At 28.6% G+C, this 18,078-nt stretch carries 17 protein-coding genes; 10 read left to right on the plus strand and 7 right to left on the minus strand.

Annotation, left to right across the window (positions count from 1 at the left end):
* Positions 1–152 precede the first annotated feature (152 nt).
* Complete coding sequence (locus L8X28_RS05400) at positions 153–2,726, minus strand: ATP-dependent Clp protease ATP-binding subunit (RefSeq protein ID WP_263665740.1); 2,574 nt, start codon at positions 2,724–2,726, stop codon at positions 153–155.
* 206 nt (positions 2,727–2,932) lie between these two features.
* Here L8X28_RS05400 and L8X28_RS05405 point away from each other — a divergent pair, with 206 nt between their 5' ends.
* Genes L8X28_RS05405 through L8X28_RS05450 form a run of 10 tightly spaced genes read left to right on the plus strand, consistent with a single transcriptional unit; the run spans position 2,933 to position 10,634 of the window.
* Complete coding sequence (locus L8X28_RS05405) at positions 2,933–4,249, plus strand: S41 family peptidase (RefSeq protein WP_318529636.1); 1,317 nt, start codon at positions 2,933–2,935, stop codon at positions 4,247–4,249.
* 7 nt (positions 4,250–4,256) lie between these two features.
* Positions 4,257–4,964 carry a phosphoribosylaminoimidazolesuccinocarboxamide synthase gene (purC, locus tag L8X28_RS05410; RefSeq protein ID WP_263665750.1) on the plus strand — a complete coding sequence of 236 codons (708 nt, stop codon included), beginning with the start codon at positions 4,257–4,259 and terminating at the stop codon, positions 4,962–4,964.
* An 8-nt stretch (positions 4,965–4,972) separates the two neighbouring features.
* Complete coding sequence (gene purS, locus L8X28_RS05415; RefSeq protein ID WP_133318938.1) at positions 4,973–5,209, plus strand: phosphoribosylformylglycinamidine synthase subunit PurS; 237 nt, start codon at positions 4,973–4,975, stop codon at positions 5,207–5,209.
* A complete protein-coding gene (gene purQ, locus L8X28_RS05420; RefSeq protein ID WP_263660311.1) occupies positions 5,206–5,856 on the plus strand; it encodes a phosphoribosylformylglycinamidine synthase subunit PurQ in 651 nt (216 codons plus the stop codon). The genes purS and purQ overlap by 4 nt, the downstream gene beginning before the upstream one ends.
* Complete coding sequence (locus L8X28_RS05425; protein ID WP_263665741.1) at positions 5,850–7,055, plus strand: hypothetical protein; 1,206 nt, start codon at positions 5,850–5,852, stop codon at positions 7,053–7,055. Before purQ ends, L8X28_RS05425 begins: the two co-directional genes overlap by 7 nt.
* Positions 7,033–7,722 carry a lysophospholipid acyltransferase family protein gene (locus L8X28_RS05430; RefSeq protein ID WP_263665742.1) on the plus strand — a complete coding sequence of 230 codons (690 nt, stop codon included), beginning with the start codon at positions 7,033–7,035 and terminating at the stop codon, positions 7,720–7,722. The genes L8X28_RS05425 and L8X28_RS05430 overlap by 23 nt, the downstream gene beginning before the upstream one ends.
* On the plus strand, positions 7,719–8,087 hold the full coding sequence (crcB, locus tag L8X28_RS05435; RefSeq protein WP_263659675.1) for a fluoride efflux transporter CrcB: 369 nt from the start codon (positions 7,719–7,721) through the stop codon (positions 8,085–8,087). Before L8X28_RS05430 ends, crcB begins: the two co-directional genes overlap by 4 nt.
* Before the next feature lie 11 nt (positions 8,088–8,098).
* Complete coding sequence (htpG, locus tag L8X28_RS05440; RefSeq protein ID WP_263665743.1) at positions 8,099–9,928, plus strand: molecular chaperone HtpG; 1,830 nt, start codon at positions 8,099–8,101, stop codon at positions 9,926–9,928.
* Positions 9,925–10,257 (plus strand): rhodanese-like domain-containing protein, encoded by a 333-nt coding sequence (locus L8X28_RS05445; protein ID WP_263665744.1) that lies wholly within the window; start codon positions 9,925–9,927, stop codon positions 10,255–10,257. Before htpG ends, L8X28_RS05445 begins: the two co-directional genes overlap by 4 nt.
* A 2-nt stretch (positions 10,258–10,259) precedes the next feature.
* Positions 10,260–10,634, plus strand: a complete 375-nt coding sequence (locus L8X28_RS05450) for a rhodanese-like domain-containing protein (RefSeq protein WP_263665745.1) — start codon at positions 10,260–10,262, stop codon at positions 10,632–10,634.
* Positions 10,635–10,646: 12 nt separating this feature from the next.
* Here L8X28_RS05450 and mog read toward each other — a convergent pair whose 3' ends face one another.
* The 6 genes from mog to L8X28_RS05480 are packed head-to-tail and all read right to left on the minus strand — an operon-like array spanning position 10,647 to position 18,016.
* Positions 10,647–11,174, minus strand: coding sequence for a molybdopterin adenylyltransferase (mog, locus tag L8X28_RS05455; protein ID WP_412175527.1), 528 nt, complete (start codon positions 11,172–11,174; stop codon positions 10,647–10,649).
* Between the two features lie 2 nt (positions 11,175–11,176).
* Positions 11,177–12,775 (minus strand): AAA family ATPase, encoded by a 1,599-nt coding sequence (locus tag L8X28_RS05460; RefSeq protein WP_220566232.1) that lies wholly within the window; start codon positions 12,773–12,775, stop codon positions 11,177–11,179.
* Complete coding sequence (gene mtaB, locus L8X28_RS05465) at positions 12,765–14,021, minus strand: tRNA (N(6)-L-threonylcarbamoyladenosine(37)-C(2))-methylthiotransferase MtaB (protein ID WP_263665746.1); 1,257 nt, start codon at positions 14,019–14,021, stop codon at positions 12,765–12,767. Before mtaB ends, L8X28_RS05460 begins: the two co-directional genes overlap by 11 nt.
* A complete protein-coding gene (locus L8X28_RS05470) occupies positions 14,018–15,547 on the minus strand; it encodes a mechanosensitive ion channel family protein (RefSeq protein ID WP_133318947.1) in 1,530 nt (509 codons plus the stop codon). Before L8X28_RS05470 ends, mtaB begins: the two co-directional genes overlap by 4 nt.
* Positions 15,544–16,602 carry a 3-dehydroquinate synthase gene (gene aroB, locus L8X28_RS05475; RefSeq protein WP_263665747.1) on the minus strand — a complete coding sequence of 353 codons (1,059 nt, stop codon included), beginning with the start codon at positions 16,600–16,602 and terminating at the stop codon, positions 15,544–15,546. The genes L8X28_RS05470 and aroB overlap by 4 nt, the downstream gene beginning before the upstream one ends.
* 7 nt (positions 16,603–16,609) lie before the next feature.
* On the minus strand, positions 16,610–18,016 hold the full coding sequence (locus tag L8X28_RS05480; protein ID WP_263665748.1) for a COG3400 family protein: 1,407 nt from the start codon (positions 18,014–18,016) through the stop codon (positions 16,610–16,612).
* Positions 18,017–18,078: the final 62 nt, after the last annotated feature.

An 18,078-nucleotide genomic window follows, 5' to 3' on the forward strand; every position in this document is an offset into this window, starting at 1 on the left:
TCCTTAAATTATAGAAATATCATTAAAGATTTTAAAATATTTATTGTTAAGAATAGATAAAAAATGATAATTTTTTAATCAAATATACGAAGTATTTACAATTTAGTATTATTAAGATAATTTTACTCTAAATAAGCAAGTATTACACTTGCTTATTGTTTAACAATGATGATTTCATCATCTTTAGAATCTATAATAATCTCATCGTTTTCATATAATTGATCAGATAATATCATATCACTTAATTTATCTTCTACCATATCATACAAAGCTCTTTTTAATGGTCTTGCACCAAAATCCACATCAAAACCAACTTTTGCTATTAAACTAGCAGCATTATCACTCAAGCTTGCTTTAATACCTCTATTTTCAAGACTTTTTTGCAAGGTATTAAAAAGTAATTTAACTATTTTTTTAGCTTCACTTTCTCCCAAAGGATTAAAAGTAATAATATCATCTAAACGATTTAAAAACTCCGGTCTAAAAAAGTTTCTAAGAGCTTCTTTAATAGTTTTTTCTTTTTCTTCGCCCTTTAACTCCATAATAAAATTTGCACCTATATTAGAAGTTAAGATAATGATAGTATTAGTAAAATCAACCGTTACGCCTTTACTATCTGTAGCCCTACCATCATCTAAAATTCCCAAAAGTATATTAAATACATCTTTATGGGCTTTTTCTACTTCATCAAATAAAATCACGCTATAAGGCTTTCTTCTAACAGCTTCAGTTAATTCCCCACCTTCTTCATGCCCTATATATCCTGGAGGTGCACCTAAAAGTCTTGATACACTGTGTTTTTCCATAAATTCACTCATATCAAAACGCACCATAGCTTTTTCATCATCAAATAAAAATTTAGCCAAAGCTTTCGCACTTTCTGTTTTACCTACTCCAGTTGGCCCTAAAAATAAAAAGCTTCCTATAGGCTTAGTTGCTTGATTTAACCCTGCTTTGTTACGCTTAATAGCTTTAGCTAAAGCACTCAAAGCCTCATCTTGCCCTATGACGCTTTCTTGTAAATACTCTTGAATATGTAAATATTTTTGCTTTTCAGAAGTGAGCATTTTTTGCACACTAATGCCTGTCCATTTGCTTAAAATACCAGCTACTAAATCCTCATCTACTTGATTTTTAAGCAAAACTCCTTCTTGGGTCATTTGTTTCCATTTTTCTTCTAAATTTAAAACCTCTTTTTCACACTCTAAAATTTTGCCATATTCTATTTCAGCAGCCTTTTGGAAATCTCCTTTATTTTTAGCCAAAATAGCTTCATTTTTTAAAGTATCGATTTCTTTTTTCTTTGCACTTATGCCATTAAATACTGCTTTTTCATTTTCAAATTTAGCATTAAGTTTGATTTGCTCTTCTTTTAAATTTGCTAATTCTTTTTTAATCTCTTCTAATCTTTTTTCATTAACTTCATTTTCTTCCATTTTTAAAGCTTCATTTTCTACTTCCAAACTTTCAATTTGTTTTCTAACCTTTCTTAAAGAATTTGGCTCACTTTCTATTTGCATTTTTAATTCCGCTGCAGCCTCATCAATTAAATCAATTGCTTTATCAGGTAAAAATCTATTAGCTATATAACGCTTAGATAGCTTTGCAGCTGCCACTAAAGCACTATCATTGATAGTTACATTATGATGAATTTCTAATTTTTCTTTTATACCTCTAAGCATAGCCAAAGCTTCATTTACACTAGGTTCAGCTACATTTACAGGCTGAAATCTTCTTTGTAAAGCTGCATCTTTTTCAAAATATTTTCTATATTCTTTTAAGGTTGTAGCACCTATAGTATGAAGCTCACCTCTTGCTAAAGCAGGTTTTAAAATATTTGCTGCATCCATGCTCCCTTCATTTGAACCTGCACCTACAATGGTGTGAATTTCATCTATAAATAAAATTACATTCTTATGTTTTATTACTTCATTTACAACAGCTTTTAATCTATCTTCAAATTCACCTCTGTATTTTGCTCCTGCTATTAAAGCACTCATATCTAAAGCTATAACTTTTTTATTTTGCAATGAAGTAGGAACATCTTTTTTTACTATCCTTTGTGCTAAAGCTTCCACCACAGCAGTTTTTCCTACCCCTGGCTCACCTAATAAAATAGGATTATTTTTAGTTTTTCTGATTAAAATTTGCATTAATCTTTGAATTTCTTCTTCCCTACCTATAACAGGATCAAGCTCATTGTTTTTAGCTTTCATAGTCAAATCAATACCAAATTTAGACAAAGAATCAAGTGTTTCATCACTTGTTTTGGTTTCTATTTTAGCTCCTGCTCTAATAAATTCCAATTCTTTTTTAAACTCATTTAAATCTACAAATTTAGACAAAAGTTCTTTAATAACCCCGCTAGCACTTTCTGAAACAAGCCACATATCCACAGCTAAATAACTATCTTTATTTTCTAAAGCCAAGCCTTTTGCTTTTTCTAAAGAATTAATAAATTCATTTGAAAATTTAATATTATCTTTATTTACATTTGAGCTAGTAGGAAAAGATGAAATTTTACTTTTTACTTCTAACTCAAATGCCTCTTTAGAAACATTTAATTTATTAAAAACTTGATTAAGCAAACTGGAGCTATCAACACTTAAAGCCCATAATAAATGCAAAGGTTTTATTTCACTATTCTTAGAATGAATGGCCAAAGAAATTGCACTTTCTATATTTGAAAGCATAGAATCTGTTAAAAAATCTTGTATATTTGCCATTTTTACTCCTTTTTACTTTTATATGAAGTGTATTATATAACTTTAGTCTATTATTGTCAAGTTTATTTAGTTATATTTATAAATAATTTTTTATAAATATACACTAATATCATAAAAATATTTACTTTATTTACGATTTTTTAAGCAAAAATAACTAAAATTAGATAATTATTTTATGAATTCATATTTATTTTGGAGTTTTTCCTTTGAAGACAAAAAGAAATCTTATTATCGCAGCTAGCATTTGTAGTTTAATAACCGCTTCTTTTATTTTTACTAACTTGCAAGCTAAAAATCCCGCTCCTAGCGAAGCAGAAAAAAAAATAGAAGCTTTATCTAAACTTACAAGAACTATGTCTATCATAGAACAATATTATGTTGATGATGTTAATTATACAGATTTGGTTGATAAATCCATAGCAGGTTTGCTTACAAATTTAGATGCCCACTCTTCCTTCTTAGATGAAAAAGGTTATAAAGAACTTAAAGAACAAACTAATGGGGAATTTGGTGGACTTGGTTTTACTATTACCCAAAAAGATGGAGCAATTAGTGTTGTAGCTCCTATAGAAGGAAGTCCAGCGGATAAAGCAGGTATTAAAACTGATGATATTATCTTAAGAATTAATAACGAATCAACTTTAGGTATGACTTTAAATGAAGCTGTTTCTAAAATGCGTGGAGAGCCTAAAACAAAGGTTACTCTAACTATTTATAGAAAAGGCGATGCAAAGCCATTTGATGTAAATTTAAAAAGAGATATCATAAAAGTAGATAGTGTTTATACAAAATTAATTGAAAATGAAAATTTACTTTATTTAAGAGTGACTAATTTTGATAAAAATGTTGTAGATGAAGCTAGTAAAGCGATCAAAAAACATTCTGATACAAAAGGAATTATACTAGATCTTAGAACCAATCCAGGCGGTATTTTAAATCAAGCAGTGGGTTTGGTAAATCTTTTTGTAGATAAAGGAGTAATCGTTTCACAAAAAGGTAAAATTGAAAGCGAGAATGTAGAATTTAAAGCAAATCCTAGTAAAAAAATCACCAATGCACCTTTAGTAGTGCTTGTAAATGGTGGCAGTGCAAGTGCGAGCGAGATTGTAAGTGGGGCTTTGCAGGATTTTAAACGCGCTATTATCATAGGAGAAAAAACCTTTGGAAAAGGTAGTGTGCAACTTATATTACCTATGGATGAAAAAGGTAAAGAAGGCTTGAGACTTACTATAGCAAAATATTATTTACCAAGTGGTAGAACTATACAAGCTGTTGGAGTTAATCCTGATATAGAAGTATTTCCAGGAAAAGTAAGTAAAGAAGAAAATCACAGCTTTGAAATCAAAGAAAGTGATCTTAAAAAACACTTACAAGCTGAACTAGATAAAATCGGACATCAAGAAAAGAAAAAAGACAACAAAGAAGATAAAAATATCATTACCAAAGAACAAATTAATAATGACATACAACTAAAAACCGCAATAGATGCGATTAAAATTTTAAACATTACAAAAGGAGAGTAAAATGGCTATGAAATTAGATCTTTTATATGAAGGAAAAGGTAAAAAAATGTTTAAAACTGATGATGAGAATTTGCTCATCACAGAATTTAAAGATGATTTAACAGCTTTTAATGCAGAAAAAAAGGGTAATGAAGCAGGAAAAGGTGCATTAAATTGTAAAATTAGTACTGAAATTTTTCATCTCTTAGAAAAAGAAGGCATTAAAACCCATCTAGTAGAAACCATCAGCGAAAAAGAACAAATTGTTAAAAAATGTAATATTATACCCATTGAAGTTATTACTAGAAATGTAGCTACAGGATCTTTAACGAAAAGATTAGGCATTAAAGAAGGCACGATTTTACCTTTTGCTGTAGTTGAGTTTTGTTATAAAAATGATGATTTAGGTGATCCTATCATCAATGATGAGCATTGTTTGATTTTAAATCTAGTAAAAAGTGAAAAAGATTTAGAATTAATCAAAAATACCGCAAGACATATCAATTCTATTCTAGTAAAATTCTTTGAATCTAAAGGCTTAAGATTGATTGACTTTAAATTAGAATTTGGTATTGATAATGAAGGAAATATGATCTTAGCTGATGAAATTAGTCCTGATAGCTGTAGATTTTGGGATAGCAAAACTAATGAAAAATTAGACAAAGATCGCTTTAGACAAGACTTAGGTAATGTAAAAATGGCTTACAAAGAAGTCTTAAAAAGAATTTTAAGTTAGGAAAAATAATGAAAGTAACTATAAATATCACACTTAAAAATGGGGTTTTAGATCCTCAAGGCAAAGCCATAGAAAAGGCTTTGCATTCTTTGGATTTTAATAATATTGCAAATGTTAAAACCTCAAAACAAATTAGTTTTGATATAGCTTGTGATGATAAAGAAGAAGCTTTTAAACAAGTTGATTTAATGTGTAAAGAATTACTTGCAAATACTGTGATAGAAGATTATGAGATAATATTATGAAAGTAGCTATTATTCGTTTTCCTGGAACTAATTGTGAGTTTGATACAGCTTATGCCTTTGAAAAATTAGGGGTAAAAACTGAAATCATTTGGCATGAAAGACAAGATTTTAGTGCAGATTTAATCGTATTACCTGGAGGTTTTTCTTATGGAGATTATTTAAGATGTGCTGCTATTGCAAAACTTGCTCCTGCTATAAAAACACTTAAAGAGCATGTTCAAAAAGGTGGATATGTTCTAGGTATATGCAACGGCTTTCAAATTTTATTAGAACTTGGACTTTTAAAAGGAGCTATGAAACATAACAATAGTTTAAGTTTTATTTCTAAAATGCAAGCATTGCAAGTAGTATCAAACAATAATGCTTTTTTGAAAAATTTCCAAAAAAATGACATTATAGAATTACCTATTGCTCATGGAGAAGGAAATTATTTTAATAGCGAAGATGGTATTAAAATGCTAGAAGATAAAGATATGATCTTACTAAGATATATCAACAATCCAAATGGATCTTTAAGTGATATAGCAGGAATTTGCGATGAAAATAAAAAAGTCTTTGGATTAATGCCACATCCTGAAAGAATGTGCGATGATATTCTTGGATCAAAAGTAGGACTTAAAATGTTTGAAGGATTTTTAAATTGCTAAAAATCTTCAAATTTTTTTGTCTTTTTTTACTAACTTTTAACTTATATGCTCAAGAAAATAGTGTTTTTGAAGATTATAACACTTTAGAAAAAAATTACAATCAATTAGATGATCAAGCTAAGCAAATTTATCAAACCATCGCTCCAAGTGATGAGAGTAATTATGAAAGTAAAATCGATGATGAAAATTTCATCCCTCAAGGTTCTTTAGTATTAAACGCAAAAGAATACACTGATGAAGCTTTCATAGATGAAGCTTTTGCTATGGATCTTGAGGTTATTACCACAACTAATGTGAGTTTTGATTTAAATGTGAGTTTTGAAAAAAGTGATGATATGCTTTGGATCAATCCTAATCCTATTTGGGAACAAAAGGCTAATTCATATCATACAAAATTATGGTTTGAAGCTAAAAGTTTAAATGCTAGTTTAAACAAAATCATCGTTTCATTAAGTAGAAATGATCATATTTTTCAAAGCTCATCATTAATTATAAAGCCCATTAAACTTAAAAAAATCGATGCTCCTTCTAATAAATACTCACATATAGTTGCAAGCAATTTGGAAGTTAAACAAGTAAAAGCGAGTAGTTTTGATAATGATAGTATAATTTTATTTATAGAACTTGCGGGAGAAAACACAAATCTAGCAAGTTTTAACATAAAAGATATCCAAAAACAAGGTGTAGAGGCTATTAAAGGCGATTTTGAAAAACAAAGTGGATTTTATTATGCTATTTTAGATAAAAGTAAAACGCGTTTTGATTTTTCTTACTTTAATTTAAATTCTAAAGAATTAAAAGATTTTTCCTTAAAAATAGAACTTAAAGAAGATAGTATAAGTACACAAAGTGATTTAAATCCAAAAACTAATGATTTTAATTTTTACAAACAAGTTTTTTTATGGAGCTTGTGCGGTATTTTCGCTTTATGGTTTGTATTTAAAAAAAGCTACACAGCTTTAGGTTTGGCAATTTTGGCTCTAATAGCAAGTTTTTTAGCTCAAAATAACATATATAAAGCTATATTAAAAGCTGAAAGTAAAGTACAAATTTTACCAACTCTAAACTCAACTCATTTTTATTCTGGGAAATACAAACAAGAAGTAGAAGTGTTAGATTCAAGAGATGAATACAGAAAAATTTTATTTAATAATGGAAAAATAGGCTGGGTGAAAAGTGAAGATTTATCAAAGATTTAAAGCTTTAATATTTTGGGTAGAATTTATTTTATCTATTATATTTTTATGTATTGCCTTTTTATTATTGCAATCGCAAGAAAAAATTTGGAAAATCAGAAAAGTATGGTCAAAACTGCAAAAATATGTAATAAACTATAAAATTCAAACCCAAGGTTCTATACACCCTCAAGCTAATTTGCTTTTAATCAATCATCAAAGCTTGCTAGATATAGTTGTTTTGGAAGATTTATGCCCAAAAAATATATCTTGGATAGCTAAAAAAGAACTAGGTGAACTCCCTGTTTTTAAAACTTTGATTAAAAAACCAAAAATTATTTGTATAGATAGAAGTCCAAAAGGCCTAGTAAAGCTTTTAAAAGAAGCCAAAGAAAGATTAAATGAGGATAGAATTTTAGCCATTTTTCCAGAAGGCACAAGATCTAAAACACAAAAACTTTTAAAATTTAAAGTCGGAGCTAAAATTTTAAGTGAAAAGCTTAAGTTAAAAGTCCAGCCTGTGGTAATTGTTGATTCAGCTAAAATTTTAGACACCCAAAACTTTAATGCAAATAGTGGTGTTTTAAAAGTGGTATTTCTAGATCTTGTCGATACAAGTAAAGATGATTGGCTTGAGCAAACTAGAGAAAAAATGCAAACAATCTTAGATAGCGAAAGGTCACAAGCTTGATTGGTACGATTTTAGCTGTAGGTTTTGGAGGCTTTTTAGGGGCCATATCCAGAATGCTTACTAGCAACCTTTTTAATAAAATCATTCCTCATAACTTTCCTTATGGGACATTAATGGTCAATATAATAGGATCATTTTTAATAGGTTTATTTTTTTCTTATGCAAATTCTAAAGGTGTGCATATTTTTACTAAAAATTTAATTAGCACTGGTTTTTTGGGTGCCTTTACAACTTTTTCAACTTTTTCTTATGAAAATTTGTTATTTTTGCAAAATGGTGATTATTTTCACTTTTTTATAAATATTATTTTAAATGTTATCCTTTGTCTTTTGGCAGTATGGATTGGTTTTTTAATTTTTAAATAAAGGAGATATAAATGCAATTTCAAACTGAAGTTAATCAACTTTTACAACTTATGATTCATTCTTTGTATTCTAACAAAGAAATTTTTTTAAGAGAGCTTATTTCTAATGCAAGTGATGCACTTGATAAACTTAGTTATTTAAGCGTGAGTGATGATGCTTATAAAAATTTAAAATTTGAGCCAAAAATTCAAATTAATTTCAATCAAGAAGCAAAAACCTTAACTATAAGTGATAATGGTATAGGTATGAATAAAGACGATTTAATCAATCATCTTGGAACCATTGCTAAAAGTGGTACAAAAAGCTTTTTAGAAAACTTAAGTGGTGATGCCAAAAAAGACTCTCAACTTATAGGACAATTTGGTGTAGGCTTTTACTCTGCTTTTATGGTAGCTTCTAAAATAGAAGTTTTAAGCAAAAAAGCATTAGATGATAAAGCTTATCTTTGGACTTCTGATGCTAGTGGCTATGAAATAGAAGATGCAAATAAAGATGAACAAGGCACTTGCATAACCTTGCATTTAAAAGATGAAGAGTTTTTAAACTCATACCGCATTGAAAGCATAGTAGAAAAATATTCAAATCATATACAATTTCCTATTTTCATGGAAAAAGAAGAATATTTACCACTAGAAGAAGGTGAAAAAGAACCTAAAAAAGAATTAAAAAACACTCAAATTAATACAGCAAGTGCCTTATGGAGACAAAATAAAGCAAGTTTAAAAGCTGAGGATTATGAAAGATTTTATGAACAAAACTTCCATGATTCAAACAAACCTATGCTTTATATCCACACAAAAGCTGAAGGTTCTATAGAGTACAATTCTTTATTCTTTATACCTGCACAAGCTCCATTTGATCTTTATAGAGTAGATTATAAAAGTGGTTTAAAACTTTATGTTAAAAGAGTTTTTATAAGCGATGATGATAAAGAATTATTACCAACTTATCTAAGATTTGTGCGTGGGATTATTGATGTAGAAGATTTACCGCTTAATGTTAGTCGTGAAATCTTACAAGAAAATAAAATCTTAAAAAGCGTTCAAGAAGCAAGTGTTAAAAAAATCCTAGCTGAACTTAAAAAATTCAAAGAAAAAGATAAAGAAAATTATCTTAAATTCCATGAAAATTTTGGAAAAGTTTTAAAAGAAGGTTTATATGGTTTTGGCGAAAATAAAGACGCTATAGCTAAGCTTTTATATTTTAAAAACTCAAATAAAGAAGAATTAATTGATCTTGAAGAGTATAAACAAAACCTAGCTGAAGGTCAAAATGAAATTTTTTATATTAGCGGAAAAAATGAAAAACTTTTAAGAAATTCTCCGCTTCTTGAAAGCTATAAACAAAAAAATATCAATGTTTTATTACTTGATGAGGAAATTGATACCATAGTTATGCCTATGATGAATGAATTTGAAGGTTTAAAATTTAGCGCTATTAACCATCTAGCTAGTGAAGAAACTAGCGAAGAACAAAAGGCTGAATTTGCAAGCTTACTCATCAAAATAAAAGAAGTTTTAAAAGATGAAGTTGAAGAGGTAAAACTTAGCCAAAGACTTTCAAATAGTCCAAGTTGTATTGTTTATGATCAAAATAAACCTGATTTTGCTATGCAACAAATTCTTAAACAAATGGGACAAGAACAGCAAGTTAAACCTATACTTGAAATCAATCCTAATCATGAAATTTTAAAAGCCTTAAAAGAAAATGATACTTTAGCTAATGAAATGGCACATATTCTTTTAAATATGGCTAAGCTTAGTGAAGGTATGGGTATAGACAACCCTAGCGAATTTAACAATGCTTTAAGTAAAATCGTTTCCAAGGCTTTAGAAAAATGAAAAATATAGCTATTTCTAAAGATATTTTGCACGAATTTTGCATTATAGATGTAAGAACCCCAATCGAATGGAAAAATGGGGTTATAAAAGAAGCTGTACTCATCGCACTTTGCGATGATAATGGCTTTATGAATGAAAACTTTATCCAAGAGTTTAAAGAAAAAGTAGATTATCAAAATAAAAACATAGCCTTTGTGTGCGCTACAGGCTCAAGAAGCAAACATACTGCTATGATGATAGAAGATGCTCTAGGTATAGAATGCACTAATTTAGATGGTGGCATGGTTGCACTTTTATCACAAGGTTATGAAGCAACAAAAGAAGGTTGATTATGAAAAAAATATTTTTATCTTTAATGCTTTGTGCTAGTTTTGTTTTAGCAGAAGTTAAAAATATCGATATTAATGCGGATATTTTGGAAAATTATCAAGTAATCGATATTAGAAAACCTAGTGAATGGGTACAAACTGGCACAATAAAAAATGCCATTAAAATTAGCTTTTATAATGAAGATGGAAGCTTGAATAAAAATTTCGTTGAGGAAATTAAAAAGATTTCAAGTAAAAAACCTATCGCTATAGTTTGCAGAAGTGGAGCAAGAAGTGCTAAGGCTTCTGCTTTACTAGATCAAAATGGCATTGAAGTTACTGATTTAAAAGGTGGTATGAATGCACTTTTATCACAAGGTTATGAAACCTCAAAATAAGTCTAACTAGACTTATTTTTTCTTTGGTCTAAACACAGAAATTACTTCTTCATTATTTTCAATATAAGCTCCACCTATCAAATCTACGCAATAAGGAATAGCAGGAAATATAGGTTCAATACATTCTCTTATAGCTTTTGGATTACCCGGTAAGTTAATAATTAATGATTTTCCTTTTATACCTGCACTTTGCCTTGAAAGTATAGCCGTTGGTACATATTCTAAGCTTTTTGCACGCATTAACTCCCCAAAACCTGGAAGCATTTTATCACACACTGCTTGTGTTGCCTCTGGTGTCACATCACGCAAAGCAGGCCCCGTACCTCCTGTAGTAAAAATCAAATCACATTTTACTTCATCAGCCAAATAAGCTAATTTTTCTATGATTAAATCATACTCATCAGGAATTAGCTCATAATAAAAGCTTTTTTCATTTTTTATATAAGAATCTAAAATTTTTTCTATCTCTACTCCGGATTTATCCTCATAAACTCCGCCACTTGCTCTATCTGAAAGTACCAAAATTCCTATTTTTACCATTTTCACTCCATTATAATTTTTTCTATATCTTGTTTTTCTATTTTTTCATTTTCTAAAAGAATACTAGCTAATCTCACTACTTTTTCTTTCATTAATTCTAAAAATTCTTTCACTTCTTGCTTTTGCTCTTGTAATAAACCCTCATTTGCCATAGCGAAAGTTTCCATAAAAACGAGCAATTCTTTAACCTTTAAAAGATCACTTTGTGCATTAGTGTAACTTTCATTAAAAATAAGCTCCATAGCAACTGAACCTGCTAAAAAAACTTTTATTTTATTTAATAATTCTGATTTTGATTTGATAGTATTTTCATATTCTTTAAACCTATCTTCAATTAGGGTAATTTTTTCAAATTTAACATCAAAATAAAAAGCACACAAGGCTTTAGCTGCTTGATATGTGGCTTGAATTTTTCTTTCCTTGTCGCTTAGAGAAAAAATCTTTTTTTTACCCATTAAAACTTTATTAAGCACTGCAAAAAAATCATTTTCTTCTATTAAATCTGATTTTCTTCTTATAGCATTAATAGCCGCTTCATTAACTAAAGTCTCCAAGGCAGCTCCACTAAAACCCACACTAGCTTTTGCAATTTTTTCCAAATCTACGCTAGATTTTTTTTCTTTCATATAATTTTGCAAAATATGCATTCTATCTTTAAAATCAGGCAAAGATATAAAAATTCTTCTATCAAAACGCCCTGATCTTAATAACGCATTATCCATAAGATCGATTTTATTTGTAGCAGCCATCACTATAACACCACTATTATCTTCAAATCCATCCATTTGAGTTAAAAGTTGATTTAGCGTATTATCTCTTTCTACATTGGAAAAATCCCCTCTACTTTTACCAACTGCGTCAATTTCATCTATAAAAATAATACTTGGAGCTTTTGATTTAGCTTTTAAAAAAAGCTCTCTAACTCTTTTTGCGCCCATACCTACATAAATTTCTACAAAACTAGCCCCACTTTGATAAAAAAATGGCACCCCAGCTTCACCTGCTACTGCTTTTGCTATCAAGGTTTTACCTACTCCAGGAGGGCCTACTAGCAAAACGCCTTTTGGCATTTTCACGCCAAAATCTTTATATTTTTGAGGATTTTTTAAAAAATCAACGATTTCCAAAAGCTCCACCTTAGCCTCATCAACCCCTGCTACATCTTTAAATTTAACTTCACTTACTACATCTTGTATGGTGTTATTTTGTTCATTTTTTTCTAAAATATTTTTTTCTAAAGAAAGTAAATTTTGCCTATCTTTGTTTTTTTTATTAAGAAAGAGTAAAAAGCTTATGAGAAAAGCAAGTAAAATAAATATCAAAAAAAACTCACTCAAATCATAATCTTTAGCATATTCTAAAGGAATTTTTTGCCACAAAGCATTTAAATCCACTACATCTTTAGCGATTAAAAAATTTCCTTCTTTGCTTTTTAATAATATTTCATTATTTTCTACTATAGCCTTTTGGATTAAATTTTGTTCTAAAAGCTCTTCATAAGCAGCCTTGCTAATATAATCTGGTTGATTTTTTAAAAATGCAATCAATATAAAAACACAAAGCAATAAAAATGAAGCCAAGATAATCTTTTTATTTTTCATCCTCTAACCTTACATAGTTACAATCTTCTTTGCATTCATATTTTTCAATACTTATCCATTGTTTAGCAATATCTTCTTTGCTTGTAATTTTGATTTTATTAAAAAATTGATCATAGCCTTCATAAAAACCATCTTTTTTACTCTCGACTAAAATTTCTAAAATATTTTTTTGGTTTTTTCTAAACTCATAATTATTTTGTGCGACTATATCTTTTAAAATATTTAATCTTTCTTTGGCTATATCACCATTAATTCGCTCACTCATAGAAGCAGAATGCGTTCCATCGCGTGGTGAGAAAATAAAAGCATGGATATGTGTGAGTTTAAATTGTTTGAAATTTTCTAAAGCTTCTTGCCATATCAACTCACTTTCCCCAGGATGTGCTACGATAAAGTCTGTTCCTAAAGCAAAACCTTTTTGATTTAATTCATTAAACAATGCTAAATCATTTTGCGTGTGTGATCTTCTACGCATAATGCGTAGCATTTTTTCATGAGTGTGTTGCAGGGCAATATGCAAATGCTTTTCAAGCCAAGCTTCATCTAAAATTTCTTTAAAACTCTCATCAATTTGAGCAGGTTCTAAACTCCCAAGTCTTACTCTTTTTATACCATTAATCTTGCCTATTTCTTGCAGTAACTTTCCAAGTGTAGTTTTATCTTTTAAACCATAACTTCCTATATTAGTACCCGTTAAAACTACTTCACTATAACCATTTTGAGCCAAAAGTTTGATTTGTTTTATTATTTCCTCGCTTGGCATGCTTCTTGATTTACCTCTAACACTTGGGATTATGCAATAACTACAAGCAAAGTCACATCCTTCTTGAATTTTTACAAAAGCTTTAGTGTGATTTTCATAATTACTTACGATTTTTGTATCGATAAAGCGTAAATTTCCAAGCTCATAAAAGGCTTTATCCTGTGAGATTAACTCGTTAATTTTATCTTTATTAGAAGCTCCTAAAACTCCAAAAATTTCTTTTTTATTAAAAAAATCCTTTCCCTTGCTTACAGCACCACAGCCTGTAAGTATAACCTTAACTCCATTTTTTTTTACACTATTAATATAACTTCTAAGCCCACTATCAGCACCATTTGTAACCGTGCAAGAATTTACCACTATCACATCAGCTTCTTGTTCATTTTGTGTGACAATATGATCTTTAATATAAGTTTTTAATAATTGCGTATCATAAATATTAGTTCTACAACCAAAAGTTTTAAAATATACCTTTTTTTTCAAATATCTTCCTTATTTTCTATAAATTCATGTTTTGCCATATATAAATTTTGCGATGGATAGGCTATTTTTATATCATCATGTTTATTAAATTCATTGATAATTTCTTTACTTATATTACTTCTTAAAACCAAGGCCGCATAAGAATTTGTCATATACCAAGCAGAAATTCTCATACCATAACCTTCTAAAAATGTAAAAAACCTAGGTTCTACTTTAGGATTTCTAATGCTGTATTCATTTCTTAATTTATTCATGGATTCTTTTGCAATTTTTGTATAGCCTTTGGAAGCTTTTATAACGATTTCTTCTACTATATCTAAGGCTTTTTGATGATTTGAATCAAAAGTTAAAGTAATATCAAGTCCATCCCAAATTGTTTTCATCCCATGATGAGTATAATTTGATATAAGATTGGTAAAAATAAAGTTATTTGGTATGAAAATTATCCTACCACTTCTTCGATTATCTGTATAAGTTAGTAAAGATATATCTTCATACAAAGTTATTCTTAAAAATGAAATATCAATTATATCGCCGATATAATGTGTATTGTTTTGAAAAACTCTCACCCTATCACCCACTCTAAAACTTCCACCAAAAACTATCACACACCAACCAAGCATAGACATAAACATATCTTTCATAGCAATAGCCAAACCAGCAGAAGCAAAACCAAGAACGGTCACTAAATAGCTGATATTTTCAATATATCCAAAAAGCAAGATTAAAACAATTACATTGATATTAATAAAATTAATGATTTTATTTGCTGTATAAAAGCGATCATTATCACCTATATATTTTCTAGCTATAAATTTGAGTAAAAATGCTATGGCTACAACTATAACAATAGCCAAAACTATATTGAAAGCTCTTACACCCTGAATTTTAATTGAAGCTGTCGTTTTTTCAATCTCTTCTTGAATTTTTTTCTCATACACAGAATAAGAAATTTCTCCAAAACGCAGAGTTTGTGAAAAATCTCTAACCATTTGATTGGATATTTTTAAATATTCATCATGCTCTTTATTAGAAGATAATTTAGCTATTTCAGCTACTAAAACATTTTCTTTTATAAGCTCATCTAAAGTTTGCTTAAAACTATTTAAAAGATTGACATATTCTTCTTTGTCACGTCTTAATTTTTTTATATGTGAGTATGCTGAAATAATAGCTAAAGGATTAGTTAGCTTATCTATTTTATCAACTTCTTCGGGTGCCAAAACCATCTTAGAAAAATTTGCACTTTTATACTCACTTAAAAGCTCTAGTCTTTCTTTTAAAATTAAAATTTGTCTTTCTATAATGCTTTTATTGCGTTCATTAGCTTTTAAACTTTCTTTTTCTAAAGCCAAAATTTCATCTTGAGTTTTTTTGTAAATGTTAAAATTATTATATTTAATTATCCAAGTATTATATGCTAAATTATTATGTAATTCATTTAATTTTTGTTCTAAATGCTCTATATCATCTTGCGCTAAAAGTAATGTAAAGGGTAAAAGTAAAATCAATATAATTTTTTTCATGCAAACACCTCTAAAGTGTATAAAATATCTTCTTTAGATATATCATTTTTTATACAAGCTTTTCCTAAACCACAAGCTAAAACAAAATTAATCTTTTGAAAATGTGTTTTTTTATCTAAGAAAAAGGCATTATAAAACTCTTCTATATTTGAAATTTTATAAGATATGGGTAATTTAAATTTCACAAGCAATTTTTGTACTCTTTGGCATTCTTGCTCGCTTAATAACCCCAAATTTAAAGCTAGAATATTTGCCATGTTCATACCTATAGCCACGGCTTCACCATGTAAGTACTTTTTATATCCTGTTTGATTTTCTATAACATGAGCAAAAGTATGACCATAATTTAAAAGCATTCTTAAGCCACTTTCTTTTTCATCTTGTGAAACCACATTAGCTTTAAGTTCTATACTTTTTTGGATGATTTGAGCCAAGGTAATATCATCAAGTTTAGTATTTAAAAATTTATCCTCATCTAAATTTTCTAAAAAAGATAAAATTGCTTCATCAAAAACCACAACCATTTTGATAAATTCAGCCATGCCAGCAGCTAGTTCTCTTGAAGGTAAGGTTTTTAAAAACTTACTCTCACAATACACCGCTTTTGGCTGATAAAAAGTACCTATTAAGTTTTTACCAAATTTATTATTCACCCCGGTTTTACCACCCACACTTGCATCCACACAAGCTAGTAAAGTTGTTGGGATATTGATAAATTCTATCCCTCTTTGATATATACTTGCTACAAAACCACCCATATCAGAGATCACCCCGCCACCAAAGCTTATAAGCAAGCTTTTTCTATCTAGCCTATAAGTACACATTTGATCTAAGATATATTCTATAGTTTGTAAATTTTTATACTCTTCACCATCTTTGATTTTTATAACAAAAAGTTCTTTAGCATGAATTTTTTTCAAAAGTGTATCCAAATGTAGTTTTGCAACTAATTCATTAGTTAAAATCACTACTTTAGTATTAAAATTTAATTTTTCTAACTCATTTATATAGACATTATAACTTGTATTTTTATCTAAATTTACCTTAACTTGCATTCTTTTCTCACAATGATGGTATAAACAATTGATAATTTTTATTCATCTTATAATATATCGTATTTAAATCCGTTTTTAAAATTTTATTGAAATTGTTTCCTAAAATTTTTTCATTAAATGGTACAAAATGCAATATATTTTGTTTGTAAGAAAATTTATTGATAGGATTATGTTCTTTTTCTTCTATCAAAAGTAATTTTTCATCATGAAGTTTTGAAAGGCTTTCAAAATACTGATGATATTCAAAAATTTCGGCTTTATTTAATTTTAAAGCATAGTAATACAAGGCAAGGCCTAGTTGAATTTGCTTGTTAAAATCAAGCATAATAGAAGCAATACCCTCTACATCTTCAAAATTTGAACTTAAAACTACAGAAGATTTTAAATCTGCAAAATCCCCTTTACCTGCTTTTAACACAGGAAGTTTTAAAGTAAAAAGAAAACTTTTTTCTTTTTCAAAAAGATAATCCTCCACCACTAGCAAACCTATGCTAGTATTTTCCACAAAAGGTTTAATGTTTTTTATATTTGTGCTTTCAAAGTCAAATATCACTTCAGTGCTATTTTTATGCAAGGATTTAAGTTTATAATACATAGGAGTTAAAGTAGGATTAATCACCTTAAAATAAAGTTTTTTGCTATTGATTCTTACATGCAAAAGCAAGCTTGCAAAAATAAGCTTTTCTATAGCAAACTCACTCATTTTTTTCATATCTATAATACAAAGTATATTATCTCCAAAAGGCGATGGAAAGCGTCCTAAGCTTGTTTTAACATTAGTAAAAACACTTTGCAAAACTTTAGGATCACCTACGATTAAAATGCTATCATTTGGCATTAAAATAAGCCCAGGTCTTGCCAAAATAAATTCATTATTTCTATAAACCATTACGATTTTAAAGCGTTTTTGGCTAATAGAGCTTATGTGCCTATAAGCAAAGCTTGACCCTGCAGGAATTTTAACCTCCATAATCTCACCTTGTCCAAGCCCTATAAATTGTGCCATTGAAGGCATATTATCCAAACAACCTGTCAATCTTGTACTTAAAGTATCATAAATATTAATTACTTCACAAAAATTATCATCAATTTGGCTATTCCACAAATCCATAATAACTATATTTAATCTTGGATGTAATTTTCTTAAATTTTGATAGCAAGCTAATGTATCTGCTTCTTCTTGCATATAAATAATAGCTTGATGAAAATTTTCTTTTAATAAATTTTCTAGCTTAATCAAACTCGTAGGATCAAATTTAAAAAAAGAAATTTGTTCATTCTCTAAGTCTAAGTCTACGCTATCATCATTATAATACACAACACTCAAAGACTCTTTGAAGGTTTTGTTATTATAAATTTTCTTTAAAAAATCTTTCGCAAAAGGTCCATCAGCTAGTAATAAAATCTTATTCATTCACACCTCTAAAATATAAAGCATAATTATAGCAAAGTTATAGTTTATATTTTAAAGTTTTA

The organism is Campylobacter sp. CNRCH_2016_0050h, from assembly GCF_025772605.1.
GTDB classification, from domain to species: Bacteria; Campylobacterota; Campylobacteria; order Campylobacterales; family Campylobacteraceae; genus Campylobacter_D; species Campylobacter_D lari_D.

Bases quoted from the DNA above. Each gene is read 5' to 3' on its own strand.
- L8X28_RS05400 (WP_263665740.1), bottom strand. From the start codon at position 2,726: ATGGCAAATATACAAGATTTTTTAACAGATTCTATGCTTTCAAATATA.
- purC (WP_263665750.1), top strand. From the start codon at position 4,257: ATGAAATTAGATCTTTTATATGAAGGAAAAGGTAAAAAAATGTTTAAA.
- purS (WP_133318938.1), top strand. From the start codon at position 4,973: ATGAAAGTAACTATAAATATCACACTTAAAAATGGGGTTTTAGATCCT.
- purQ (WP_263660311.1), top strand. From the start codon at position 5,206: ATGAAAGTAGCTATTATTCGTTTTCCTGGAACTAATTGTGAGTTTGAT.
- htpG (WP_263665743.1), top strand. From the start codon at position 8,099: ATGCAATTTCAAACTGAAGTTAATCAACTTTTACAACTTATGATTCAT.
- L8X28_RS05445 (WP_263665744.1), top strand. From the start codon at position 9,925: ATGAAAAATATAGCTATTTCTAAAGATATTTTGCACGAATTTTGCATT.
- L8X28_RS05450 (WP_263665745.1), top strand. From the start codon at position 10,260: ATGAAAAAAATATTTTTATCTTTAATGCTTTGTGCTAGTTTTGTTTTA.
- mog (WP_412175527.1), bottom strand. From the start codon at position 11,174: ATGGTAAAAATAGGAATTTTGGTACTTTCAGATAGAGCAAGTGGCGGA.
- L8X28_RS05460 (WP_220566232.1), bottom strand. From the start codon at position 12,775: ATGAAAAATAAAAAGATTATCTTGGCTTCATTTTTATTGCTTTGTGTT.
- L8X28_RS05470 (WP_133318947.1), bottom strand. From the start codon at position 15,547: ATGAAAAAAATTATATTGATTTTACTTTTACCCTTTACATTACTTTTA.
- aroB (WP_263665747.1), bottom strand. From the start codon at position 16,602: ATGCAAGTTAAGGTAAATTTAGATAAAAATACAAGTTATAATGTCTAT.
- L8X28_RS05480 (WP_263665748.1), bottom strand. From the start codon at position 18,016: ATGAATAAGATTTTATTACTAGCTGATGGACCTTTTGCGAAAGATTTT.